Origin of the sequence: Streptomyces sp. NPDC007863 (genome assembly GCF_040633895.1) — a bacterium.
In the GTDB taxonomy this organism is placed as follows: Bacteria; Actinomycetota; Actinomycetes; order Streptomycetales; family Streptomycetaceae; genus Streptomyces.
In genome coordinates, this window is record NZ_JBEYEI010000008.1 from 19,677 (window position 1) to 44,472 (window position 24,796).

Annotated in this window: 21 protein-coding genes; 10 read left to right on the forward strand and 11 right to left on the reverse strand. The window is 70.5% G+C overall.

Annotated elements, in window-relative coordinates:
* Positions 1 to 74: 74 nt before the first annotated feature.
* Both dnaN and dnaA read right to left on the reverse strand, forming a co-directional pair.
* Positions 75 to 1,205, reverse strand: a complete 1,131-nt coding sequence (dnaN, locus tag ABZ621_RS14445; RefSeq protein WP_189953483.1) for a DNA polymerase III subunit beta — start codon at positions 1,203 to 1,205, stop codon at positions 75 to 77.
* 841 nt (positions 1,206 to 2,046) lie between these two features.
* The gene (dnaA, locus tag ABZ621_RS14450) at positions 2,047 to 3,831 is read right to left on the reverse strand and encodes a chromosomal replication initiator protein DnaA (RefSeq protein ID WP_360604205.1); all 1,785 of its coding nucleotides are present in this window, start codon (positions 3,829 to 3,831) and stop codon (positions 2,047 to 2,049) included.
* Positions 3,832 to 4,187: 356 nt separating this feature from the next.
* On the opposite strand from dnaA, the gene rpmH reads away from it, so the two are divergent.
* From rpmH to ABZ621_RS14495, 9 genes are all read left to right on the forward strand, one after another.
* Entirely contained in the window at positions 4,188 to 4,325 is a 138-nt protein-coding gene (gene rpmH, locus ABZ621_RS14455) for a 50S ribosomal protein L34 (protein WP_015659252.1), read from the forward strand.
* A 21-nt stretch (positions 4,326 to 4,346) separates the two neighbouring features.
* Positions 4,347 to 4,718, forward strand: a complete 372-nt coding sequence (gene rnpA / locus ABZ621_RS14460; RefSeq protein WP_043222725.1) for a ribonuclease P protein component — start codon at positions 4,347 to 4,349, stop codon at positions 4,716 to 4,718.
* Positions 4,715 to 5,041 (forward strand): membrane protein insertion efficiency factor YidD, encoded by a 327-nt coding sequence (gene yidD / locus ABZ621_RS14465; RefSeq protein ID WP_030493766.1) that lies wholly within the window; start codon positions 4,715 to 4,717, stop codon positions 5,039 to 5,041. The genes rnpA and yidD overlap by 4 nt, the downstream gene beginning before the upstream one ends.
* Positions 5,042 to 5,044: 3 nt before the next feature.
* Positions 5,045 to 6,337 (forward strand): membrane protein insertase YidC, encoded by a 1,293-nt coding sequence (gene yidC / locus ABZ621_RS14470; RefSeq protein WP_360604208.1) that lies wholly within the window; start codon positions 5,045 to 5,047, stop codon positions 6,335 to 6,337.
* Between the two features lie 31 nt (positions 6,338 to 6,368).
* Positions 6,369 to 6,881, forward strand: coding sequence for a R3H domain-containing nucleic acid-binding protein (locus ABZ621_RS14475; RefSeq protein ID WP_360604210.1), 513 nt, complete (start codon positions 6,369 to 6,371; stop codon positions 6,879 to 6,881).
* Between the two features lie 126 nt (positions 6,882 to 7,007).
* Complete coding sequence (rsmG, locus tag ABZ621_RS14480; protein ID WP_360604212.1) at positions 7,008 to 7,724, forward strand: 16S rRNA (guanine(527)-N(7))-methyltransferase RsmG; 717 nt, start codon at positions 7,008 to 7,010, stop codon at positions 7,722 to 7,724.
* A gap of 238 nt (positions 7,725 to 7,962) precedes the next feature.
* Entirely contained in the window at positions 7,963 to 9,042 is a 1,080-nt protein-coding gene (locus ABZ621_RS14485) for a ParA family protein (protein ID WP_360604214.1), read from the forward strand.
* Positions 9,039 to 10,094, forward strand: a complete 1,056-nt coding sequence (locus ABZ621_RS14490) for a ParB/RepB/Spo0J family partition protein (protein ID WP_360604216.1) — start codon at positions 9,039 to 9,041, stop codon at positions 10,092 to 10,094. The genes ABZ621_RS14485 and ABZ621_RS14490 overlap by 4 nt, the downstream gene beginning before the upstream one ends.
* Positions 10,095 to 10,259: 165 nt before the next feature.
* Entirely contained in the window at positions 10,260 to 10,877 is a 618-nt protein-coding gene (locus ABZ621_RS14495; protein ID WP_360604218.1) for a GNAT family N-acetyltransferase, read from the forward strand.
* A gap of 75 nt (positions 10,878 to 10,952) precedes the next feature.
* Here ABZ621_RS14495 and trxA read toward each other — a convergent pair whose 3' ends face one another.
* The 7 genes from trxA to ABZ621_RS14530 form a co-directional block, all read right to left on the reverse strand.
* Positions 10,953 to 11,285, reverse strand: coding sequence for a thioredoxin (gene trxA, locus ABZ621_RS14500; RefSeq protein ID WP_308436639.1), 333 nt, complete (start codon positions 11,283 to 11,285; stop codon positions 10,953 to 10,955).
* A gap of 46 nt (positions 11,286 to 11,331) precedes the next feature.
* A complete protein-coding gene (trxB, locus tag ABZ621_RS14505; RefSeq protein ID WP_360604220.1) occupies positions 11,332 to 12,297 on the reverse strand; it encodes a thioredoxin-disulfide reductase in 966 nt (321 codons plus the stop codon).
* Positions 12,298 to 12,446: 149 nt separating this feature from the next.
* Entirely contained in the window at positions 12,447 to 13,373 is a 927-nt protein-coding gene (locus tag ABZ621_RS14510; protein WP_360604222.1) for a hypothetical protein, read from the reverse strand.
* On the reverse strand, positions 13,370 to 14,071 hold the full coding sequence (sigM, locus tag ABZ621_RS14515; protein ID WP_360604224.1) for an RNA polymerase sigma factor SigM: 702 nt from the start codon (positions 14,069 to 14,071) through the stop codon (positions 13,370 to 13,372). Before sigM ends, ABZ621_RS14510 begins: the two co-directional genes overlap by 4 nt.
* A 25-nt stretch (positions 14,072 to 14,096) precedes the next feature.
* Entirely contained in the window at positions 14,097 to 15,788 is a 1,692-nt protein-coding gene (locus tag ABZ621_RS14520; protein ID WP_360604226.1) for a protein kinase family protein, read from the reverse strand.
* 117 nt (positions 15,789 to 15,905) lie between these two features.
* Complete coding sequence (gene murJ / locus ABZ621_RS14525) at positions 15,906 to 18,182, reverse strand: murein biosynthesis integral membrane protein MurJ (RefSeq protein ID WP_360604228.1); 2,277 nt, start codon at positions 18,180 to 18,182, stop codon at positions 15,906 to 15,908.
* A gap of 45 nt (positions 18,183 to 18,227) precedes the next feature.
* Positions 18,228 to 20,594, reverse strand: a complete 2,367-nt coding sequence (locus ABZ621_RS14530) for a DUF6049 family protein (RefSeq protein WP_360604230.1) — start codon at positions 20,592 to 20,594, stop codon at positions 18,228 to 18,230.
* Between the two features lie 236 nt (positions 20,595 to 20,830).
* On the opposite strand from ABZ621_RS14530, the gene ABZ621_RS14535 reads away from it, so the two are divergent.
* Positions 20,831 to 22,273, forward strand: a complete 1,443-nt coding sequence (locus ABZ621_RS14535) for a CCA tRNA nucleotidyltransferase (RefSeq protein ID WP_360604232.1) — start codon at positions 20,831 to 20,833, stop codon at positions 22,271 to 22,273.
* Positions 22,274 to 22,345: 72 nt separating this feature from the next.
* Here the strand turns inward: ABZ621_RS14535 and ABZ621_RS14540 are convergent, their stop codons facing one another.
* Positions 22,346 to 23,611 (reverse strand): MFS transporter, encoded by a 1,266-nt coding sequence (locus tag ABZ621_RS14540; RefSeq protein ID WP_360604234.1) that lies wholly within the window; start codon positions 23,609 to 23,611, stop codon positions 22,346 to 22,348.
* 84 nt (positions 23,612 to 23,695) lie between these two features.
* Entirely contained in the window at positions 23,696 to 24,778 is a 1,083-nt protein-coding gene (locus ABZ621_RS14545) for an inositol-3-phosphate synthase (RefSeq protein WP_360604236.1), read from the reverse strand.
* Positions 24,779 to 24,796 lie beyond the last annotated feature (18 nt).

Sequence of the window (24,796 nt, forward strand, 5' to 3'; positions counted from 1 at the left end):
TACGCCCGGACCCGGCCGCACACCTGTGGGGTCAGCCGCTCAGTCGAACCCCTCCGGCGCCCGGAGAAAACGCGTCAGCCGCTCAGTCGCACCGGCATGATCAGGTACTTGTAGGCCTCGTCCGCCTCCGCGTCCACGGCCGGGCGGCCGCTGAGCAGCGCCGGCTTGGTGGAGGTGGTGAAGGAGAGCTGGGCGACGGGGGAGTCGATCGCGCTCAGGCCGTCCAGGAGGAAGGTCGGGTTGAAGGCGATCGAGATGTCGTCGCCGTCGAGCTGGGCGTCGACCCTCTCCACAGCCTGTGCGTCGTCGCTGGAGCCGGCCTCCAGGATGAGGACGCCCTGCTCGAAGCTGAGGCGGACCGGGGTGTTGCGCTCGGCGACCAGGGCCACGCGCTTGACGGCCTCCACGAAGGGGGCGGTCTCGATCACCGCGACCGAGTTGAACTCGGTGGGGAAGAGCGTGCGGTACTTCGGGAGGTCGCCCTCCAGGAGGCGGGTGGTGGTGCGGCGGCCCGCGCCCTCGAAGCCGATCAGGCCCTCGCCCTTGCCGGAGCCGGAGAGCGCCAGGGTGACGGTGTCGCCGCTGGTGAGCGCCTTGGCGGTGTCCAGGAGCGTCTTCGCGGGCACCAGGGCGACGGCGGAGGCGTCCGGGGACTCCGGCTTCCACAGGAACTCGCGGACCGCGAAGCGGTAGCGGTCGGTGGAGGCCAAGGTGACGGTGTCGCCCTCGATCTCGATGCGCACACCGGTGAGGACGGGCAGCGTGTCGTCACGGCCGGCGGCGATGGCCACCTGCGCGGCGGCGGCGGCGAAGACCTCGCCGGGGACGGTGCCGGTCGCGGTGGGCATCTCCGGCAGCGCCGGGTACTCCTCCACAGGGAGGGTGTGGAGGGTGAAGCGGGAGGAGCCGCAGACCACGGTCGCCCGGACACCGTCGGTGGAGATCTCCACGGGACGGTTGGGGAGGGCGCGGCAGATGTCGGCGAGGAGACGGCCGGAGACGAGGACGGTGCCGTCCTCCTCGACCTCCGCCTCGACGGAGACGCGGGCGGAGACCTCGTAGTCGAAGCTCGAGAAGCTCAGCGCGCCGTCCTCGGCCTTCAGCAGAAGGCCCGCGAGTACGGGAGCCGGCGGACGGGCCGGAAGGCTGCGGGCCACCCACGCCACCGCCTCCGCGAGTACATCGCGCTCCACCCGGATCTTCACCGGAACCGCCTCCTGCTTGTTGCTGGCTCTTCGTCGACTGCGGGATCCAGTCTGACGTACGCCGCCGACACTCGGTGCGGCTCGGGGTCAAGTCGCGACGAGAGCGCGTCGGGGCTCCGGCGCCGAGTTGTGCACAGCCCCCGCTTCAAAGCGATTCCCGGGCTAACTATGAGTGGCAGTAGTAGTAGGGCCTGTGGAAACCGTGGATAACGTCGTCCACGCAGGTCAGAGCCGGTTTTTTGTCCACTGCCCCTGTGGGTGGAACCGGTGGAAAACCACGGTTCTCTGTGGACGCCGGAAAGTTCTGCACACCCCATGCACAGGCAAGGGGGAGTTCTCCCCAGTGCTGTCCCCAGCTTTCCCCAGGTTCCCCACAGCCCAAACGTCTCCCTTGGTGTGACGCCTTTCACTCCCGCCGGTGAGAGGGGGTGTTGTGTTGCCGAACAGTGGACAGCGGTGTGGAGAAGCTGTGGGCAACCGCCCTCCCCCTGTGGGTAGCCAGTGGACAACTCTCCGGAGCCCCTGTGGACGAAAGATTCATCCACAGGCTGTGGAGAGTGTTTGCCAACAAATCCACACCCCTCTGAGCTGGAGTGATGGACTGTCACCCGTTCTGCCTGTGGACACAATCCGGATAACTCGACAGTCCCCACCCTGTGGACGGGAGATCATCCCCCAATCTGTGGAGAACCCGCCACCGGAACGGAGTAATCGAACAGGGCCGTCCGGGTCAGCGCCCCGTCCTGGCGTCCGCGCGCCACCGTCGGACCCCCTCCAGCACGCCGAAGGGCGCTCCGGGAGGTGTCCCGGAGCGCCCTTGGAGGCCGTGCGGAGAGGCCGGTCAGCCGTTCTTGATGCGGTTGGTCAGCTCGGTGACCTGGTTGTAGATGGAGCGCCGCTCCGCCATCAGGGCGCGGATCTTCCGGTCCGCGTGCATGACGGTGGTGTGGTCGCGGCCGCCGAACTGCGCGCCGATCTTCGGCAGCGACAGGTCGGTGAGCTCCCGGCAGAGGTACATGGCGATCTGGCGGGCCGTCACCAGCACCCGGCTGCGCGAGGACCCGCAGAGGTCCTCCACCGTCAGCCCGAAGTAGTCGGCCGTGGCCGCCATGATGGCGGGCGCCGTGATCTCCGGCGAGGAGTCCTCGCCGCCCGGGATCAGGTCCTTGAGGACGATCTCGGTGAGGCCCAGGTCCACCGGCTGCCGGTTGAGGCTCGCGAAGGCCGTCACCCGGATCAGCGCGCCCTCCAGCTCGCGGATGTTCCGCGAGATCCGGGAGGCGATGAACTCCAGTACCTCCGGCGGGGCGTTCAGCTGCTCCTGCACCGCCTTCTTGCGGAGGATCGCGATGCGCGTCTCCAGCTCCGGCGGCTGCACGTCGGTGGTGAGTCCCCACTCGAAACGGTTCCGCAGCCGGTCCTCCAGGGTCACCAGCTGCTTGGGCGGCCGGTCGGAGGAGAGCACGATCTGCTTGTTCGCGTTGTGGAGCGTGTTGAAGGTGTGGAAGAACTCCTCCTGCGTCGACTCCTTGCTCGCGAGGAACTGGATGTCGTCGACCAGCAGGATGTCCACGTCGCGGTAGCGCTTGCGGAAGGCGTCGCCCTTGCCGTCGCGGATCGAGTTGATGAACTCGTTGGTGAACTCCTCCGAGCTCACGTACCGCACCCGCGTGCCCGGGTAGAGGCTCCGCGCGTAGTGCCCGATGGCGTGCAGCAGGTGGGTCTTGCCGAGCCCCGACTCGCCGTAGATGAAGAGCGGGTTGTACGCCTTCGCCGGCGCCTCGGCGACCGCGACCGCGGCCGCGTGCGCGAAGCGGTTCGAGGAACCGATGACGAAGGTGTCGAAGAGGTACTTGGGGTTCAGGCGCGCGTGCGGCTCGCCGGGCCCGCCGGAGCCCGCGCCGGTGCCGCCGAGCGAGCCCTGGCCGATGCCGGGCCCCACGCCCTGGCCGCCGGGACCCGGGCCGGGGCGCGGTCCCGCCCCGGGCGGCTCGGGCAGCTCGGCGCGCTCGGGCCGCTGCGGCTGCTCGTAGCCGCGGGAGGGCTCGTCGTAGCGCGGCCGTCCGGACGGATCGGGCGAGGCCGGGCCGGTGTACGGGGCGCGCTCGGGGAAGCCGCCGAGGCGCGGCTGCTGCCAGGAGAGGTCCTCCTGGGAGCGCGGCCAGGCGCCCGGCTCGGGGCGCGGCGGCTGCTGGTAGTCCGGGTAGGCCGGGCGCGCGGTGGGCAGCCCGTCGTCGGGCAGCGCGCGGTGACCGTAGCCGTCGTACTTCTCGTACGGCTCCGGCTGCGGGCGCTCGCCGTAGTGCGGCGGCTGCGGGGCGTGGCCGGGGGAGGGTGCCGGGGGCTGCTCGCCGACGGAGTCGTCGACGGTGATCGCGATCCGGATCGGCCGGCCGCACTCACGGCTGAGGGTGTCGCTGATCAGAGGGGCCAGCCGGCCCTCCAGGACGCGCTTGCCCCATTCGTTGGGGACGGCGAGCAGCGCCGTGTCGGCGACCAGGGCGAGCGGCTGGCAGCGCTCGATCCACTGTTTGTCCTTGGGCTCGATGCCCTGCTGTCCTTCTCCGAGCAGCTGATCGAGCACGCGTGGCCACACTGCGGCAAGATCAGCAGGTACGTCAGCCACAGGGCACGCTTTCTCGCAGGTCCCACGAAGGTGTGGTTCTCGGGACGATAAGAACAGAACGGAAGAGATAGTCGAGTCCAGCCACGGTAGTCGCGGCGGATGAGGTCGTTCAAGTTGTTGTCCACAGCCTGTGCACAAGCGGGCCCGTCGACGGGTCGGTTTGACCGGATGGCGTAACCGCGCGTACCGTAACCAGGTCGAGTTGTCGATGGCTGCTGCCGCCTGCCTCCGATGGGCAAAGATCACCTAGTGTGGTCGCGTAGCGGTGCACTCGAGCGTATGCGAGCTACTCGTGGGCGCACGGTGACAGCCAGGCGATGTCCCGCCACCACCCGAATCATTTCTGGAGCCCCCGAGTGAGCAAGCGCACCTTCCAGCCGAACAACCGTCGTCGCGCGAAGACCCACGGCTTCCGCCTGCGCATGCGTACCCGTGCCGGCCGCGCCATCCTGGCGAACCGCCGTGCCAAGGGTCGCGCGAGCCTGTCCGCCTGATCCACCTAAACAGGTCATGACGTGCTGCCTACCGAGAATCGGCTGAGGCGGCGCGAGGACTTCGCAACCGCGGTACGTCGAGGACGCCGGGCCGGTCGCCCACTCCTCGTCGTCCACCTACGAAGCGGTGCAACGGACCCGCACGCGCCTGGGGAGAGCGCTCCCCCGACGCGTGCGGGTTTCGTCGTGAGCAAGGCCGTGGGCGGTGCGGTCGTCCGCAACCAGGTGAAGCGTCGTCTGCGCCACCTCGTCCGCGACCGGCTCTCCGCGCTGCCCCCCGGTAGCCTGGTGGTCGTACGGGCGTTGCCCGGAGCCGGTGACGCCGACCACGCCCACCTGGCCCGCGACCTGGACGCCGCCCTCCAGCGGCTGCTGGGAGGGGGTACGCGATGAAGTACCCGTTCCTCGCCCTCATCAAGCTGTACCAGTGGACGATCAGCCCGCTTCTGGGCGACGTCTGCCGGTACTACCCGTCGTGTTCCCACTACGGATTCACGGCCATAGACCGGCATGGCGCGATCAAGGGCATCGCCCTGACCGCCTGGCGCATCCTGCGGTGCAATCCCTGGTCGCCCGGCGGAGTGGACCATGTCCCCCCGCGGAAGCGTCCGCGCTGGCACGAGATGCTCAGGAACGCGCTGCGCGGCGACAAGGGCGGGATCTCCGCCGAGACGAGCCCGGCCGCAGAGACCTCGCCCAATGCTCAAGGAGCCTGATTAGTGGACACGATTGCCAGTCTGTTCAGCTTCATCACCTGGCCCGTTTCCTGGGTCATCGTCCAGTTCCACAAGCTGTACGGAGCCATCTTCGGCCCCGACACGGGCTGGGCCTGGGGCCTGTCGATCGTGTCCCTCGTGGTGCTGATCCGGATCTGCCTGATCCCGCTCTTCGTGAAGCAGATCAAGGCGACCCGGAACATGCAGGCGCTCCAGCCGAAGATGAAGGCGATCCAGGAGCGCTACAAGAGCGACAAGCAGCGTCAGTCCGAAGAGATGATGAAGCTGTACAAGGAGACGGGCACCAACCCGCTCTCCTCGTGCCTTCCCATCCTCGCCCAGTCGCCGTTCTTCTTCGCCCTGTACCACGTGCTGTCCAACATCGCGTCGGGCAAGGAGATCGGTGTCCTCAACCAGGAACTGGTCGACAGCGCCCGTCAGGCGCACATCTTCGGTGCCCCGATCGCCTCGAAGTTCATGGACTCCCCCGAGGCCGTCGCGGCCCTCGGTGCCTCGCTGACCGACGTCCGCATCGTCACCGCGATCATGATCGTCCTGATGTCGGCCTCGCAGTTCTTCACCCAGCGCCAGCTGATGATGAAGAACGTCGACCTCTCGGTGAAGACCCCGTACATGCAGCAGCAGAAGATGCTCATGTACATCTTCCCGGTGATCTTCGCCGTCATGGGCATCAACTTCCCCGTCGGTGTCCTCGTCTACTGGCTGACCACCAACGTGTGGACCATGGGCCAGCAGATGTACGTGATCAACCAGAACCCGACCCCGGGCAGCAAGGCGCAGGACTCCTACCTCCAGCGTCTGCTGAAGAGCGTCACGCACCACGGTGAGATCCGCAGCCGTCGCCACAAGGCCGTCGTCAAGGCGATCGTCGCCAAGGGCTCGGACCGCAACGAGAACGAGCGCCGCTTCATCGGCGGTCTCGCCAAGGCCGGCTTCGCCGCCCAGGCCGACGGCACCGTGGTGAAGAGCGACGCCGCCGTCGCCGAGGCCGAGGGCACCGCCGCCCCCAAGCGCCAGCAGCCCAAGCGCCAGACCAAGGCCCAGCGCCAGTCCGGCGGCCAGCAGGCCAAGGGCGACGAGACCGTCGAGGAGACGGCCGAGGAGACCGAGGGCGAGGCCGCCCAGGACTCCGAGCCGAAGACCTCGCTGGAGAAGAAGCCCGAGACGCCCGCCAAGGGCGGCGCGCAGGGTGGCGGCCGCAGCCGCGCCACCTCGGGCAACTCGCGCCAGCGCAAGGGCCAGCAGCGGCCCAAGCACCCGTCCTCCAAGAAGTAGAAGCGTCCACGTAGCTAGAAGGAGTCCATCCGTGACGGAAGGCACCACCTCCGCCGCCGCCGAGGGTGGCGACACCCTGACCCGCCTTGAGCAGGAGGGTGAGATCGCGGCCGACTACCTTGAGGGTCTGCTCGACATCGCCGACCTCGATGGCGACATCGACATGGACGTCGAGGCGGACCGGGCCGCGGTCTCGATCATCAGCGACTCCGGCAGCCGCGACCTGCAGAAGCTCGTGGGCCGCGACGGCGAGGTGCTGGAGGCGCTCCAGGAGCTGACCCGCCTCGCGGTGCACCGGGAGACCGGTGACCGCAGCCGTCTGATGCTCGACATCGCCGGCTTCCGGGCGCAGAAGCGCACGGAGCTGGCCCAGATCGGCGCCAAGGCCGCGGACGAGGTCAAGGCCTCCGGCGAGCCGGTCAAGCTGGACCCGATGACCCCGTTCGAGCGCAAGGTCGTGCACGACGCGGTCGCCGCCGCCGGTCTGCGCAGCGAGTCCGAGGGCGAGGAGCCGCAGCGCTTCGTCGTCGTTCTCCCTGCCTGACCTCTCTCCTCGCGTCGGCCCCGTCTGTTCGCAGACGGGGCCGATCTTTGTCAGCCTGATAGTTCAGCCACTCAGCCACCACAGTGCGCTCGCACGGTACGCGTGCGGTACGGAAGGACGGTCCCCGTGACGGAGGCAGCGGAGCTCCCCGAGGCGCCGGAGCAGGCACGGAAGGTCTTCGGCGAGTACTTCCCCGAGGCCGTGCGGTACGCCGAGCTGCTCGCGGACGCCGGTGTGAAGCGTGGGCTCATCGGCCCGCGCGAGGTCCCGCGACTGTGGGAGCGCCATCTGCTGAACTGCGCCGTCCTCTCCGAGGTCGTCCCCGAGGGCGTCACGGTCTGCGACGTCGGCTCCGGCGCCGGTCTGCCCGGCATCCCGCTGGCCCTGGTCCGGCCCGATCTGAAGATCACGCTCCTGGAGCCGCTCCTGCGGCGGACCAACTTCCTCCTGGAAGTCGTGGAGCTGCTCGGCCTCGACCACGTGACCGTGGTGCGCGGACGCGCCGAGGAGATGCTCGGCAAGGTCCCGCCGGTGCACGTCGTGACCGCGCGTGCCGTGGCCCCCCTCGACCGACTCGCCGGCTGGGGTGTGCCCCTGCTCCGCCCCTACGGCGAGATGCTGCTGCTGAAGGGCGACACCGCGCAGGAGGAGCTCGACGGGGCACGCGCCGCGCTCGCCAAGCTGGGTGTGGTGGAGACCTCGGTCCTCCAGGTGGGCGAGGGAATCGTCGATCCGATGTCCACCGTGGTCCGGGTCGAGGTCGGCGAGAGCCCCGGCGGTGTCCGCTTCGCGGCCAAGCGGGCCAAGGCGGCGCGGACCAGCAAGACCCGCCGGCGCCGCTGAGCGTCGCTTTCGTCCGCTTTCACGGAGTGTCGGACGGTCCCGGCACGGGCGCAGGGGCATCGTGTTTCACGTGAAACGTCGCTCACTGCTCCAGGGGATCATCAGCCGCGGGCGCGCCGCAGCCACCCCCCGGGACCGCAGACCCCGTGTGAAGCCACCCGCGAGGGTTACGGAGTTTTCCACAGAGGTGGATTCACCCACAGATCCACCGACCTCGCTGGTTCAGGACCCCGAAGGCATGGCAGGCTCTTCCCATCGCGAGCTTGATGCCGAGGAGAGTGAATCCTTGCGGTCCGACGCCAACATCGCGGGACCGATGACCGATCCGGTCCCCGGTCCCCGAACCGAATCGGCTGGGGAAGATGTTTCACGTGAAACGCTGCCCCCGGTGGATGACACCCCCATTGGCCGTGCTGCCCAGCTGGCCGTAGAAGCACTGGGTCGTGCCGGGGAGGGACTGCCCCGTCCCGAGCAGACCCGCATCATGGTGGTGGCCAACCAGAAGGGCGGCGTGGGCAAGACGACCTCGACCGTCAACCTGGCCGCCTCCCTGGCCCTGCACGGCGCCCGCGTCCTGGTCGTCGACCTGGATCCGCAGGGCAACGCCTCCACGGCACTGGGCATCGACCACCACGCCGATGTCCCCTCGATCTACGACGTCCTCGTCGACAGCAGGCCGCTCTCCGAGGTGGTCCAGCCCGTCCTGGACGTCGAGGGCCTCTTCTGCGCCCCGGCCACGATCGATCTCGCCGGTGCGGAGATCGAGCTGGTGTCCATGGTGGCGCGCGAGAGCCGGCTCCAGCGGGCGATCCAGGCCTACGAGCAGCCGCTGGACTACGTCCTCATCGACTGCCCGCCCTCCCTCGGACTGCTCTCGGTCAACGCCCTGGTGGCGGGTGCCGAGGTGCTCATCCCGATCCAGTGCGAGTACTACGCGCTGGAGGGGCTGGGCCAGCTCCTCAAGAACGTCGACCTGGTCCGCGGACACCTCAACCCGACGCTGCACGTCTCGACGATCCTGCTGACCATGTACGACGGCCGCACGCGGCTCGCGTCGCAGGTCGCCGAGGAGGTCCGCACCCACTTCGGGAAGGAGGTGCTCCGGACCAGCATCCCGCGGTCCGTCCGCATCTCCGAGGCACCCAGCTACGGCCAGACCGTGATCACCTACGACCCCGGTTCCAGCGGAGCCCTGTCGTACATCGAAGCGGCGCGCGAGATCGCCTTCCGCGGCGTCTCGGTCCACTACGAGCCCCAGCAGCACGGCCGCGTGGGGCACCAGAACAACCAGCACAGCATGGCGGAGGAACTTCAGTGAGCGACCGACGTAGGGGACTGGGCCCGCGGGGGCTGGGCGCGCTGTTCGCCGGCACCCCCCAGGACCAGCAGGCGCCGGAGACCGGCGCCGTCTCCACGCTCCCCGGGAGCGGCGCGGCCCGCCTGTTCCCCCAGGGTGCCCCGCAGCCCGAGCCGGTGACGGCACCGGTGGAGCCCGAGCCGGCGCTGGTCGCCGGGGCGTACTTCACCGAGATCCCGCTCGACGCCATCACGCCCAACAAGCAGCAGCCGCGTACGGTCTTCGACGACGAGGCCCTCGCCGAGCTCGTCACCTCCATCAAGGAGGTCGGCCTGCTCCAGCCCGTCGTCGTCCGCGCGGCCGACGCCGACGGCTATGAGCTGATCATGGGCGAACGGCGCTGGCGCGCCTGCCGCGAGGCCGGTCTGGAGTCCATCCCCGCGATCGTCCGGGCCACCGACGACGAGAAGATGCTCCTGGACGCGCTCCTGGAGAACCTCCACCGGGCCCAGCTGAACCCGCTGGAGGAGGCCGCCGCCTACGAGCAGCTGCTCACGGACTTCGGCTGCACCCACGACCAGCTCGCCGACCGCATCGGACGCTCGCGCCCGCAGGTCTCCAACACCCTGCGCCTGCTCCGGCTCTCCCCGCCGGTCCAGCGCCGGGTCGCCGCCGGAGTGATCTCCGCCGGTCACGCCCGCGCCCTGCTCGGCGTGGAGGACCCGGAGGCCCAGGACCAGCTGGCGTTCAGGATCGTCTCCGAGGGCCTCTCGGTGCGCACGGTCGAGGAGATCGTGAAGCTCATGGGGCTGGAGGAGCCCGCCGTGGTGAAGGCCAAGAAGCCGCGGGCGGGTGCCCGGGTCTCGCCGGTCTTCTCCGATCTGGCGACCCGTCTCTCGGACCGCTTCGAGACCCGGGTGAAGGTCGACCTGGGGCAGCAGAAGGGCAAGATCGTCGTCGAGTTCGCCTCGGTGGAGGACCTCGACCGGATCCTTACGACGCTGGCCCCCGGCGAGAACAAGGTCATGGACCAGCTGAAGGCCGACCAGGAGTGGGAGCAGGGCGAGGAGTAAGCCCCCCCCGCAGGCCCTACAGGGCGGGGAGCGTTCCGGGTACCACCGGGAGGCTCCCCGCCCTTCGTCTGTGTGCGGTGTCGCCGTGCGGGCCCGCTGGTTACGATTCCGAGAGCCGTATCCGTGCTCGGTGGCCGTGCGACGGCCAGGGAAGCGAGGGCAGCCGTGGGGCGTCGGCTCGTACCGCTCACGCTGGACAATCTTCCGCACCTGCCGAAGCGCTGTCGTTCCTGTGTGTTCTGGGAGCTCGACCCGGTGAGCGGCGAGGCGGCCGTGAAGGCGGGCCGCGCGGAGGCGGAGAAGGAGGCGTGGATCTCCGCCGTCCTGCTGGAGTGGGGCTCCTGTGGCCGGGTCGTCTATGTCGACGAGGTGCCGGTCGGGTACGTCCTCTACGCGCCTCCGGCCTATGTGCCGCGCTCGACCGCCTTTCCCACGAGCCCCGTGGCGGCGGATGCCGTCCAGCTGATGACGGCCTGGATCATGCCGGAGTACCAGGGGCAGGGGCTGGGCCGGGTGATGGTGCAGACGGTCGCCAAGGACGTGCTCCGGCGGGGCTTCAAGGCCATCGAGGCCTTCGGGGACGCCCGCTGGAAGGAGCCGGCCTGTGTGCTGCCGGCGGATCATCTGCTCGCGGTCGGCTTCAAGACCGTACGGCCGCACCCTGCCTTCCCCCGGCTCCGGCTGGAGCTGCGGACGACGCTCTCCTGGAAGGAGGACGTCGAGATGGCGCTGGACCGGCTGCTCGGCGCGGTGCAGAAGGAGCCCGCGCTCCGACCGCTGTGAATCCGGAACCGTGGAGGGAAACGAAAACGGCCCGCCCCTTCAGGGGACGGGCCGTTTCACGTGAAACAGGGTGGGTCACTTCGCGTCGACGAAGGGCTCCAGGTCGCGCAGGATGGCCGCCTTCGGCTTGGCGCCGACGATGGTCTTCACGACCTCGCCGCCCTGGTAGACGTTGAGCGTCGGGATGGACATGACGCCGTACTTCGCGGCCGTGGCCGGGTTCTCGTCGATGTTGAGCTTCACGATCTCGATCTCGCCGTGCTCGGCGGCGATGGCCTCCAGCGACGGGGCGATCTGACGGCACGGGCCGCACCAGGCAGCCCAGAAGTCCACCAGGACGGGCTTGTCGCTCTTGAGGACGTCCTCTTCGAAGGAAGCGTCGGTCACGTTCTTCAGGGCGCCGGCCACGGCGGCCTCCTTAACTTCGCGGGGTGTGAGGTGAAGAGAGCTCGGGTCAGACCGCGGGGGTCTCGGCCAGCTTCTCGCTGTCGGCGAGAGCGGCCAGGAAGCGCTCGGCGTCGAGCGCGGCGGAGCAGCCGGTACCGGCGGCCGTGATGGCCTGACGGTAGGTGTGGTCGACGACGTCACCGGCGCCGAAGACGCCCGTGAGGTTGGTGCGGGTCGACGGGGCGGCGACCTTGAGGTAGCCCTCCTCGTCGAGGTCCAGCTGGCCCTTGAACAGCTCGGTCCGCGGGTCGTGGCCCACGGCGATGAAGAGACCGGTCGCGGCCAGCTCGCGGGTCTCGCCCGTCTGGGTGTCGCGCAGGGTCAGACCGGAGAGCTTCTGGTCGCCGTGGATCTCGGCCACCTCGCTGTTCCAGGCGAAGGAGATCTTCGGGTCGGCGAAGGCGCGCTCCTGCATGGCCTTGGAGGCGCGCAGGGTGTCACGGCGGTGGACGATGGTGACCGAGCGGGCGAAGCGCGAGAGGAAGGTCGCCTCCTCCATCGCGGTGTCGCCGCCGCCGACGACGACGATGTCCTGGTCCTTGAAGAAGAAGCCGTCGCAGGTGGCGCACCAGGAGACACCGCGGCCGGAGAGAGTGTCCTCGTTCGGCAGGCCGAGCTTGCGGTGCTGCGAGCCGGTGGTGACGATGACGGCCTTGGCGCGGTGCACGGTGCCGGCGGTGTCGGTGACGGTCTTGATGTCACCGGTGAGGTCCACGGCGACGACGTCGTCCGGAACGAGCTCGGCGCCGAAGCGCTCGGCCTGCGCCCGCATGTTGTCCATGAGGTCCGGGCCCATGATGCCGTCACGGAAGCCGGGGAAGTTCTCGACCTCGGTGGTGTTCATCAGGGCGCCACCGGCGGTGACGGCACCTTCGAAGACCAGCGGGTTCAGCGACGCCCGGGCGGTGTACAGCGCGGCGGTGTAACCCGCGGGCCCGGAGCCGATGATGATCACGTTACGGACGTCGCTCACGGGTTTCTTCCTCGTCTCTGCAGACTGCCTACTGCCTACGGGGGCGGTGTCTCGGTCTCTCCACCCCACCCAACGGATCCTAAGGGGCGAGCATTCCCGAGAGCGCCGCGCGGCGCGTGCGTGAGACGGACGGTGAGACGGGGAAGGGTTCAGGGCTTCGGGTAGGAGGCGGTCCTGAGCAGCTTCGCGGGGGTGTTCCCGGTGCAGGAGGCGTCGACGACATACGCCTCCACCCGGCTGCTGTCCTCGGGGTCGGGGAGCACCAGGAGATAGGCGGAGGTGCCTTCGTACTCGCCGCGCTCGGACGCGAGGACGGCGTCCTGGCGCCCGGTGCCCGCGCGGACGCACTCGGGAAGAGCCTCGTCGGTGTTCCGCTGGGCGACGCCTGTGCTCTCCGTCGTCTCCGCCGAGAGCGACTCGGGCCGTTCTCCCCTCGGGGCCCGTACGGCGGGCCCGTCGCCGCCGAGGAGGCTCTCGACCCGATCCTCGACCGAATCCCCGGAGAAGGCGCTCAGCGGGGCGCTCGCGGCGGTGTCGGCCGCGCGGTCGCTCTTGTCCGCGCCGTTCTGCGTGAGCGCATAGAGGCTGACGGCACAGACGGCGGCGACCAGGGTCCCGGCGAGACCTGCGAGGGCGGCGATCCGGCCGCGGTGACGGGTGCGTCCCCGCCCGGGGCCGGTGGCGGCCCGGGGAGCCGGAGGACGCCCTGCGGCGGGGCGGGGCTGGGGAGCCGGGGCGGCTTTTTCACGTGAAACAGCCGTCTTCTCCACGGCTGGGGTTTCACGTGAAACACGCCGGGGTGCGTCGGGGGCGGTGGCGTCGAGGAGCGCTTCGGCGGCGAGAGCGGCGTCGATCCGGCCGGCGATCTCGGCGGGCATGCGCGGAGGGCCCGGAAGGGTGCCCAGGAGCCCCCGGATCTCCTCCAGGGAACTCCGGACGTCGGCACAGAGCGCGCAGCCGTCGAGATGCCTGCGGACGGTCGCGGAGCGGCTCGGGGAGAGCAGCCCCTCGGTCAGGTCGGAGATCTCCGAGACGTCCGGGTGCTGTGCTGTGTCGGCCTTGTCGGTCGTGGTCACGCGCGCCCACCTCCGCCCTTCACAGCAGTTGGATCAGTCGGTCCTGTTTCCGTCGGCCCCGACACCGGTGGGACGGATGCCCCCGGCGTCCGGTTCCTTCCCCCCTCGGGGGGCTCGTTACCCACCGTGTCGGCGCGCAGATGAGTGAGCATCGGCAGAAGCCGGGCCCGCCCGCGCGCACAACGGCTCTTCACGGTGCCGGTGGGGACGCCGAGGATACGTGCGGCCTCGGCGACGGGGTATCCCTGCATGTCGACGAGGACGAGGGCGGCGCGCTGGTCGGGGGCGAGCGTGGCGAGCGCCGCGAGCAGCTGCCGGTGGAGGTCCTCGCGCTCGGCGGGGGCCTCGGCGGACTCGTGCGGTTCGAGGAGCTGCTCGAAGCGGGCGGTGTCGTCCACGGGCGAGGTCCTGCGGGTGGCGCTCTTCCTGAGGCGGTCCAGGCAGGCGTTCACGGTGATGCGGTGGAGCCAGGTCGTGACGGCCGACTGGCCCCGGAAGGTGTGGGCGGCCCGGAAGGCCGAGAGGAGGGCGTCCTGGACGGCGTCGGCGGCCTCCTCGCGGTCCCCCAGGGTCCGGAGCGCCACCGCCCACAGTCGGTCGCGGTGGCGCCGTACGAGCTCACCGAAGGCGTCCGGGTCCCCGGCGACATGACGGGCCAGGAGTTCCCGGTCGTCTGCGGCGTCTATCGGACGGTCCAACGGTGAGCCCCCTCCCCTGTGGTCGTCAGCCCATGACCTTGACTTCGGACAGCTGGCCGCGGAACTGGCCGTCGGTGAGCGGCAGCTCCGTCAGCCAGACCAGAACGTAGCGGGTCGTGGCCGGCTTGGTGAGCTTCAGCTTCACGTCGTCGCCGGCGTCGGACGCCTGGGTGGTGAACCCGTCGGCCGTGGACGGCGCCGAGGAGGCGCCCTCGGGTGCCGTGCGGATCTCGACCGAGGTGTGCCCCACGAACGACAGGTCGACCTCGCTGACCTTCTGGTCCGAGCCAAGGTCGAGCACGATCCCGACGCCGGTCTTCAGGTTGCCGAAGTGCGCGGTCGTGTAGTTCTTGGTGTGCCAGACCGTGCCCTGGTCGCCGTCGTGGGCGTTCTGCACCGCCTCCGGGTACTCCTCGCCGTTGCCCCCGGGGAGCGGGTCGAAGTCGTCCGCCGACTGGATCGTGACCGGCTTCGGCGGCGCGGGCTTCTCGTCGGCCGTGGGCTGGACGACCGGCGTCTCGTCCTTGGGCTCCGGCTTGAGGAGCCGGTCGGCGATCTGCCAGCTGCCGAGGCCCAGGGCCGCGATGAGGAGGGCGCCGACGGCCCACTTCAGCGCCTTGCCCGTGCGGCTCTCCAGCGGCGCCGGCGGGGCCGGGACGGGCTGGGTGACCACGGGACGCGGCTGGGGGCGTCCGTAGGTGCCCTGCTGGTACGTGGTGCGCTGGTACTCGGCGGGGGCGGGGAACTCCGGCTCCGGCGGCTTGACGCGGGGCATCGCGGCGACGGCCTTGGCGAGCTCGTCCGGCGTGGTGCAGGGCGGCTCCTGACGGGACGCGGTGGCCCCGTCGTTGGCGAGGGCGCGCATGGCGATCTCGGAGAGCCCCCGGTGGACGCCGGCGCGGACCTGGTCCGGCGGGATCAGGCCGACGCCCTTGGGCAGGCCGGAGAGGCCGTAGGCGTCGCTCTCGTACGGCCAGCGCTGGGTGAGCGCCGCGTAGAGGAGGGCGCCGATGGCCTCGGTGTCGGTGCGCTGGGGGCGGTCTGCGGTGATGCCGCGCAGGGCGGCGTTCACGGCGAGGCCGCGGATGCGGTACTGGCCCGTGGAGCTGCGCAGGACGGCGCTCGGCGTGAGACGCAGATGTGCCAGGCCCTCGCGGTGGGCGGCGGCCATGGCCTGGGAGATCTGGGAGACGAGCTGGTAGGCCTCGTGGGCCTGCAGCGGACCGTCCGCCAGGAGCGCGGTCAGCTCGGTGGCGTCGGGAAGCCACTCGTGGACCACGTAGACGAGGTCGTTCTCCTCGACCGCGTCGAGGACCTGGACGAACCGGGGGTCGCCGAGGAGGGCCGCCGAGCGGGCGGCCGCCAGGACGGAGCGGGCCCGCGGGTGGTCGGCCGGCAGCAGGTGCACACCGACGGCCCGCCGCAGCTTCTCGTCGACGGCGCGCCAGCTGCTGAAGCCGTCCAGACGGGTGACGCACTCCTCCAACCGGTAGCGCCGGGCCAGTTTGTGACCGCTGTGCAACTCGGGTGGAGCGAGGGAGGGCTGTTCGCCGTTCTTCCGTTCGACCGCCTTCTGCTCGGGGGCCCCGGAGGGCTCCTCCGCCGTCTTCCGTTCTTCCGCCACCCCGTCGGTCGCGGCCGTGTCCGCCTGCGCGGTCAGCGGGTCGTCACCGCTGTTGTCGGCCACGTCGACGGCAGCCGTGCTACGTTCCGCCACCGTCGTTCCTGCCTCCCCATCCGTTGCGCCACATCCAACAGCCAAGCCAATTGTGCCCACAGTCGGACGCTATGCACGACACACGGGTCCCCCCGAAGGTTGTCCCGGAGGGTGGAATCAGCGTCCGAGACGGCCCCGCACCATGCCGACGAGGGTGTTCAGTTCGGTGATCCGCATGCGTCGCGCGGCGACGAAGAAGACCCCGAGGAGCACCGCTCCGCCGACGACGAGCGCGACCAGCGAGCCGAGGGCGCCCTCACCGAGCAGCTTCAGCAGGCCGAAGCCGACGGCCCCGGACAGGACCGCGGCCGGCAGGGAGGCCATGCAGAGGCGGGCGTAGGTGCGCATCACATGGGCGCCGTCCAGGTCGCCGCCGAGGCGGTTGCGCAGCCGGCGCCAGGCGATGCCGACGCCGACGGCGTAGGCGAGACCGTAGGAGGCGGCCATGCCGACCACGGCCCACTGGGCGGGGAGCAGGACGTAACAGAGGGCGGAGGCCGCCGCGTTGACGGCGGCGACGATGACCGTGTTGTAGAAGGGGGTGCGGGTGTCCTCGTAGGCGTAGAAGCCGCGGAGGACGACGTACTGCACGGAGTAGGGGATCAGGCCGAGGCCGAAGGCCATCAGGATGAAGCCCATGCCCTGGGCGGCCTCGACGCCGCTGGAGGCGTACAGCAGGGTGCACATCGGGACGCCGAGCGCCAGGAAGGCGAAGGAGACCGGGACGATGGCGACGGCGGAGTTGCGCAGGCCCTGGGAGATGTCGTCGCGGACGGCGCCGGGGTCGTCGTCGCTGGCGGCGCGGGAGATCCGGGGCAGCAGGGCGGCCATGACGGAGACCGTGATGATGGCCTGCGGCATGCCCCAGATCAGCTGCGCGTTGGAGTAGGCGAGGAAGCCGGCGCCGTTCTTGCCGGACTCCTCGCCGGCCGCGGTGGCGAGCTGGGTGACGACCAGGACGCCCGCCTGGTTGGCGAGGACGAAGAGCACGGTCCACTTGGCGAGCTTGACGGTCTTGCCGAGGCCGTGGCCCTTCCAGTCGAACCGGGGCCGGAAGCGGAAGCCCGTCTCGCGCAGGTACGGGATCATCGCCAGGGCCTGGACGACCAGGCCGAGCAGGGTGCCGATGCCGAGGAGGCGGATGCCCTCGTCGGGGATCGTCTGCACACCCATGTGGGACTCGGCGGAGGTGCCGTAGACCCAGATGAACAGGCCGAAGGTGACGATCATGACGATGTTGTTGAGGACCGGGGTCCACATCATCGCGCCGAACTTGCCGCGGGCGTTGAGGATCTGGCCCATCACCACGTGCACACCCATGAAGAAGATGGTGGGCAGGCAGTAGCGGGCGAAGGTCACCGCGACGCTGTTGGCGGCCGCGTCGTCGGCGATGGTGTTCGACATCAGCCGGATCAGGACGGGCGCCGCGAAGACGGCGGCGACCACGATCAGGCCGAGCGCCACCATGACGAGCGTGAGCAGGCGGTTGGCGTAGGCCTCGCCGCCGTCCTCGTCGTTCTTCATCGAGCGGACCAGCTGCGGCACGAAGACCGAGTTGAGGCCGCCGCCGACGGTGAGGATGTAGATCATCGTCGGCAGGGTGTACGCGATGGTGAAGGTGTCGCCGAGCAGCGCGGCGCCGAGGGCGCCGGTGATGACCAGCGAGCGGACGAAGCCGGTGAGCCGGGAGACGAGGGTGCCGGCGGCCATCACGGCGCTCGACTTCAGCAGCCCGGAGGCACGGCCGCCCTTCTTCGGCGGGGCGGGCAGCGGGTCGGGCTCCGCGGCGGGGGCGGGCACCTGGCCCTGGCCCTGCTGGTCACGGTAGAGGTGGGCGAAGGCGTCCTGCTCGGGCCGCTCGTCCTCGCTCGCCCGGGTCACCAGGTCGTCGACGCCGGTGAACTGCACCGTGCGGGCGTCGTCGCCGTAGGGGAGGTGGCGGGACGGGCCGTCGGGCTCGGGCGCCGGCGTCTGGGCCCAGACCCGCGGGTCCGGGGCGTGCTGGGGCGTGGCGGGCTGCTGGTAGAGGGCCTGGGGGTCCTGGTAGGTGCCCGGCGGGGGCGGCGGGTGGGCGGCGCGGTCGTAGAGCGCCTCGCCCACCGGGTCCTGCGCGGACAGGTCGCGCCCCTGGTACGGGTCGTGGGCGTAGGCGTCCTGGACGTAGGGGTCCTGGGCGTACGGGTTCTCCGCGTGCGCGTTCCCGGGGTGCGCGGACGGGTCCTGCGGCTGCGCGCCGTAGGGCTCCTGCCCGTACGGGACCTGCGGCGGGTACCCGGGGTGCTGCCCCTGCGGGAGCGGCTGTCCGTCCGGCCCGACGGGGGGAACGGGCATGCCGCCGGACGGTGCGGCGCCGCCCGCACCCTGGCCGCGGTCAGCGTCGTACGGCGCGTTCATGGTTACCCCACCTCATCGTCCCCGGCCGACCGGCCACGACATCGCTCAACGGTCCACTTTCTCACCCGGGCCCGACGGGTCGCCGCTTTCGGAGCCGGTGTCCGGGTCCGGGTCACTCGGCTGCCCGGCTCCGTCCGCCGTGCCGCTCCCGGCAGGGGCGTCGCCCGCGGCATCGGTCTCGCCCTCGGTCCCGGCCTCCGCCTCGCTCTCGGCCGGGGTGTCGGCCTCGGCTTCGGCGGCGCGGGCGGCGAGGCGCTTGCGCTGGCTGTACATGCGGACGCCGGCGAGGACGAGGAGCAGCACACCGCCGGCGATGACCAGCATCACCGTCGGGGTCATCTCCGAGACCTTCACGGAGAAGGTCATCTGCGTGCCGTAGGGCGTGCCGTCCGCCGTGTACAGCTGGGCGGTCATCGAGACCTGGCCGTTGGCGTTGGCCGAGGCGGGGAACTTCACCGACTGGCTGTGCCCGGCGCGGACCGTGATGGGCAGGTCGGCGGAGGTGTCGCCGTCGACCTTCAGCCGGGTGCCGTTGCTGGAGGTCAGCCGCAGGACGAGCCCCTCCACATCCTGGAGGAGCTTGTTCTGCACCGTGACGGGGATGGTGGCGCTGCGCCCCGAGAGGGTCAGCGCGGACTTGTCGACGAGCACCACGCTCTTGGTGAGGCGCCGCAGGACGTCCTGGACGTCGACCCGGTAGATCGCCGCCGCGGTGGTCCGCCCGCGCCAGGAGGTGGACATCTCGCGGTTGATCGCGGTGAGCACCGGCGGCACGACCCGGTCCGGCTTACTGAGGATGACCTTGAAGTCGTCCAGCTCGTCGCCCGTGGTCTTCATGTCCCGGAAGGCGTCCACCGGCAGCTCGCTGTCGCGGAGCTTCTTCGGGTACTGCGAGGCGCGCGGCACCCGCGTGGAGGCGTCGGGGTCGGGCTTGGCCGCCGCCGCGGCGACCAGGTCGAGCGGCTCGGTCCAGCGCTTGGCGCCGAGCCCGCGCACCGCGGCCGCCATCGCCTGGGCCTGGGAGACGCTCGGCTGCCGCTGCGGGGCGACGACGACGCTGCGGCGGTCCTGCGGCTGCTCCAGGGTGATCGCGAGGGTCTGCGCCAGGAACTCCTGGACGGCGAGCGTCGACGTCTCGGCGCGGACCATGTCGCCCTGGAAGGCGGTCGACAGCTCCGCGTCGCTCACCACCGCCGTGGCGCCGCCACCGATGGGGCGGGCCGCCGTGGGGGTGTAGGAGAGGTCGTCGTCCTGGATGCTGTCGCTGCGGGCGATCACCTTGCGGGCGCCGGCCGAGGTCGCGACCGCCATGATCGAGGGGTCGACGGCGCCCTCGACGGGCCAGGCGAAGTCGGTGGCCGGCTGGACGTGGAGGATCGTCTCCACGGTCGACGCGGACAGAGCCGTCGCCGACTGGAGATGGCCGAGGGAGCCGGGGACGGCCTTGCCGTGGTGGGCGAGGGAGGCGAGGTCGGGGTCGGCGAAGGGCAGGGCGACGACCTTGCGGCCCTGCACGGCCTTCTCCAGCTGCCCGAGCCAGTTCTCGGCCAGCTCGCGGTTCGCCTCGGTGCCGGCGATGTGCCCGGTGCCGTCCTTCACCCGGTAGCCCTTGGCCATGGCCTCGACGGAGGCCAGCAGGTCCGGATCGATCACCCAGGTGACCGGGAGGTCCTTGCCCAGGGTGACCATCTGGTCGAGCCGGCCGCCGGGGCGCAGCTCCTCGACGAGCTCGTCGTCCTGGAAGACGGCGCTCTGCTGCTCGTCCGAGGCGGTGTCGGCCGAGACGTGGGCCGAGGAGATCAGCGGCCAGAGGTAGGTGAGCTGGGTCCGCTTGGCGGTCGGCTCGGGCTGGTACGGCAGGAAGGTCCGCTCGATGCCGAGGACGCGGTCCCACCGTGCGTCCGAGGTCTGCCCGCTGAGGGAGACGCCCAGCTGGTAGACGCCGCCCTCGTCGTCGAGGTCAAGGTCGGCGACGGGCACGGAGATCCGGAAGTCCTGGGAGACGCCGACGGCCAGGCGCGGGACCTTGATCTCGGGGGCGTCCAGCGGCTGGGGGTCGCTGTCGGAGCGGAAGCCCTTCCGACGGGCGACCTGATCGATCTCGCTGCGGCTGTCCATCCGTGGACCGACCCGCAGGTTCACCGTCGCGTCGGTGATGGTCCGCTTGCCGCGGTTGGTCAGCGTGCCGGTGACGGTGACGGTGTCCCCTTCGACGGGGGCGCTCGGCGTCAGCGTGTCGATCGACACATCGACCGTTCGGGAGACCGGGGTCTCCTCGGCGGCCTGGGCCGGTGAGGGGTTCTGGAGCAGACCGGCGAGGAGGGGTGCCCCGACGGCCACGGTGAGGGTGCGCCGCAGCCATCGGCGGGCAGGTGAGGGACCGGTTCCCTGGAAAGCTGCCGCCTCAGCCACGCGTTCGCCCGTCCTCGTCGTTGTCGGTGGTGCCCGTGATGCCAGTGGTTCCCGGTTGCTGTGTCCAGGCATGGTAACGAGGCATGGAGGGGCCGAGTGCCGGGGAGTCCTCCAGCCGATGACGTCGGAAGAGGCCCTTTTCACAAGAAGCTCACAGACGGGCTCCCCCCTGGACGGGGCGGGCAACGGGAAAACGAGGGCGCTGGGGCGGAGCGGGGCACGTACCCTTTTCTGTTGTGCCGAACGCCAACGAAGACACCTCGACCGAACTGAGCCAGGTGCAGCGCCGCGCCGTCAGCGAACTGCTGCGCGTGGCCCCTGTCGCCGACGACCTCGCCCGCCGTTTCCAGGAGGCCGGATTCCGCCTCGCCCTGGTCGGCGGCTCGGTACGGGACGCCCTCCTCGGCCGGCTCGGCAACGACCTGGACTTCACCACGGACGCCCGCCCCGAGGACGTCCTGAAGATCGTCCGCCCCTGGGCCGACGCCGTGTGGGAGGTCGGGATCGCCTTCGGCACCGTCGGCTCGCAGAAGGACGGCTACCAGATCGAGGTCACGACGTACCGCTCCGAGGCGTACGACCGCACCTCTCGCAAGCCCGAGGTCTCCTACGGCGACTCCATCGACCAGGATCTCGTCCGTCGTGACTTCACCGTCAACGCGATGGCCGTGGCCCTCCCCGAGAAGGAGTTCATCGACCCGCACGGCGGTCTGGAGGACCTCGCCGAGCGGGTCCTGCGCACCCCGGGCACGCCCGAGGAGTCCTTCTCCGACGACCCGCTGCGCATGATGCGGGCGGCCCGCTTCGCGGCCCAGCTCGACTTCGAGGTCGCCCCCGAGGTCGTCACCGCGATGACGGAGATGGCCGACCGGATCGAGATCGTCTCCGCCGAGCGCGTCCGGGACGAGCTGAACAAGCTGCTGCTCTCCGCCCACCCGCGGAAGGGCCTCGGCCTGCTCGTCGACACCGGTCTCTCCGCCCACGTCCTCCCGGAGCTGCCCGCGCTGCGTCTGGAGAGCGACGAGCACCACCGGCACAAGGACGTGTACGAGCACTCCCTGACCGTCCTCGACCAGGCGATCGACCTGGAGGAGGACGGCCCGGACCTGGTGCTCCGCCTCGCCGCGCTCCTCCACGACATCGGCAAGCCGCGCACCCGCCGCTTCGAGAAGGACGGCCGGGTCTCCTTCCACCACCACGAGGTGGTGGGCGCGAAGATGACCAAGAAGCGCATGACCGCGCTGAAGTACTCGAACGAGCTGGTCAAGGACGTCTCGCGGCTCGTGGAGCTGCATCTGCGCTTCCACGGCTACGGCACGGGCGAGTGGACCGACTCGGCCGTGCGCCGCTACGTCCGCGACGCCGGCCCCCTGCTCTCGCGCCTCCACAAGCTGACCCGCTCGGACTGCACCACGCGCAACAAGCGCAAGGCGTCCGCGCTCTCCCGCGCCTACGACGGCCTGGAGGACCGCATCGCCCAGCTCCAGGAGCAGGAGGAGCTGGACTCGATCCGGCCCGACCTCGACGGCAACCAGATCCAGGAGATCCTGGAGATCAAGCCGGGTCCCGCCGTCGGCCAGGCATACAAGTTCCTGCTTGAGCTGCGCCTGGAGAACGGCCCGATGGAGTACGAGGAGGCCGTCGCCGCGCTCAAGGAATGGTGGGCCGCGCGCGACTGACCCCGCGCCCCTGTTTCACGTGAAACACCCCGATTCACGTGAAACACCCCGAGCGGTGTTTCACGTGAAACATCACCGTTCCTGCCCGGCCCCGCGCAGCAGCAGGGCGATGCCCGCGTATCCGGCGGCCACCAGCGCGATCAGCAGCGGCGAGCGGCCGTCGGGCGGCAGCATCAGGGCGGCGACCCCGGCCGCCGCCACGAAGGCGACGTTGAAGAGCACGTCGTAGAGCGAGAAGACCCGGCCGCGGTAGGCGTCGTCCACGCTCGTCTGCACCACGGTGTCGGTCGCGATCTTCGCTCCCTGGGTGATGAGCCCCAGGACGAAGGCGGCGACGAGGAACGGCGTGGGCCTGAAGGACAGGGCGAGCGCCGGGACGAGGACGGCGGCCGCGGCCGAGCACAGGATCATCCAGCCGAAGGGCCCGAACCGGCCCACCGCCCAGGGCGAGAGGACGGCTGTGGCGAAGAAGCCGGCGCCCGAGGCGGCGACGGCGATCCCCAGCAGCCCGAGCCCCTCGGACTCGGTGGTGCTCCAGGCGTACCGGCTGAGCATCAGCACGGTCACGAGCAGAGCGCCGTAGCAGAAGCGCATCAGCCCGACGGCGATGAGCGCCCGGGCGGCCCGTGGGCGTGCGGCGAGATGGCGCAGACCGGCGGCGAGGCCCCGGGCGGTGGTGGCGAGCGCCGCGGAGAGCCGGTCCGGTACCTGGTCGGGGTCGGGGTCGGGGCCGAGCAGCGTCCGGGCGATCCGCAGCGAGGCGAGGGCGGCGCAGAGGTACAGCACGGCACCGAAGGCGACCACGGCGGCGTCGGACTCGTCGGCAAGGAGCCGGACACCGAAGGCGAGTCCGCCGCCGACGGTGGCGGCGAGGGTGCCCGCGGTGGGTGAGAGCGAGTTGGCCACGACCAGCCGTTCCTCGTCGACGACCCGGGGCAGGGCGGCCGAGAGCCCCGCGAGCACGAAGCGGTTGAAGGCCGTGACGGAGAGGGCGGAGGCGTAGAAGAGCCAGTCGGGGACCGAGGCGAGGATCAGCACGGCGGTTCCGCCGGCGAGCAGGGCGCGGAGCAGGTTTCCGTAGAGGAAGACCTGGCGGCGCTGCCAGCGGTCGAGGAGGACGCCGGCGAAGGGGCCGACGAGGGAGTACGGGAGCAGCAGCACGGCCATGGCGGAGGCGATGGCGGCGGGGGTCGCCTGCTTCTCGGGGGAGAAGACGACATAGGTGGCCAGGGCCACCTGGTAGACCCCGTCCGCGCACTGGGAGAGCAGCCGGATGGTGAGCAGGCGCCGGAAGTCGCGCAGGCGCAGCAGTACGCGCAGATCACGTACGACGGACATGGCAGCAAGACTCACATACGGCGAGGGTCCCCGGGCAGTGCCGCGGGGACCCTCGTCAGGTGAAACGCATCGGACCGCTCGGGGTCAGCGCTCGACCTCGCCCTTGATGAACTTCTCGACGTTGGCCAGGGCCTCGTCGTCGAAGTACTGCACCGGCGGGGACTTCATGAAGTAGCTCGACGCGGAGAGGATCGGGCCGCCGATGCCGCGGTCCTTGGCGATCTTCGCGGCGCGCAGGGCGTCGATGATGACACCCGCGGAGTTCGGGGAGTCCCAGACCTCGAGCTTGTACTCCAGGTTCAGCGGGACGTCGCCGAAGGCGCGGCCCTCGAGGCGGACGTACGCCCACTTGCGGTCGTCCAGCCAGGCCACGTAGTCCGACGGGCCGATGTGGACGTTCTTGTCGCCCAGCTCGCGGTCGGGGATCTGCGAGGTGACGGCCTGCGTCTTGGAGATCTTCTTGGACTCCAGGCGCTCGCGCTCGAGCATGTTCTTGAAGTCCATGTTGCCGCCGACGTTGAGCTGCATGGTGCGCTCGAGACGGACACCGCGGTCCTCGAAGAGCTTGGCCATCACGCGGTGCGTGATGGTGGCGCCCACCTGGGACTTGATGTCGTCACCGACGATCGGGACACCGGCCTCGGTGAACTTGTCGGCCCACTCCTTGGTGCCGGCGATGAAGACCGGGAGGGCGTTGACGAAGGCGACCTTGGCGTCGATGGCGCACTGGGCGTAGAACTTCGCCGCGTCCTCGGAACCGACGGGCAGGTAGCAGACGAGGACGTCGACCTGGCGGTCCTTGAGGATCTGGACGACGTCGACCGGCGCCTCGGCGGACTCCTCGATGGTCTGGCGGTAGTACTTGCCGAGACCGTCGAAGGTGTGGCCGCGCTGGACGGTGACGCCGGAGGCGGGCACGTCGCAGATCTTGATGGTGTTGTTCTCGCTGGCGCCGATGGCGTCCGCGAGGTCCAGGCCGACCTTCTTCGCGTCGACGTCGAAGGCGGCGACGAACTCGACGTCACCGACGTGGTACTCGCCGAACTGGACGTGCATCAGGCCGGGCACCTTGGTCGCCGGGTCGGCGTCCTTGTAGTACTCGACGCCCTGCACCAGCGAGGCGGCGCAGTTGCCCACGCCGACGATGGCTACGCGAACCGAACCCATTCCGGTTGCTCCCTGTGT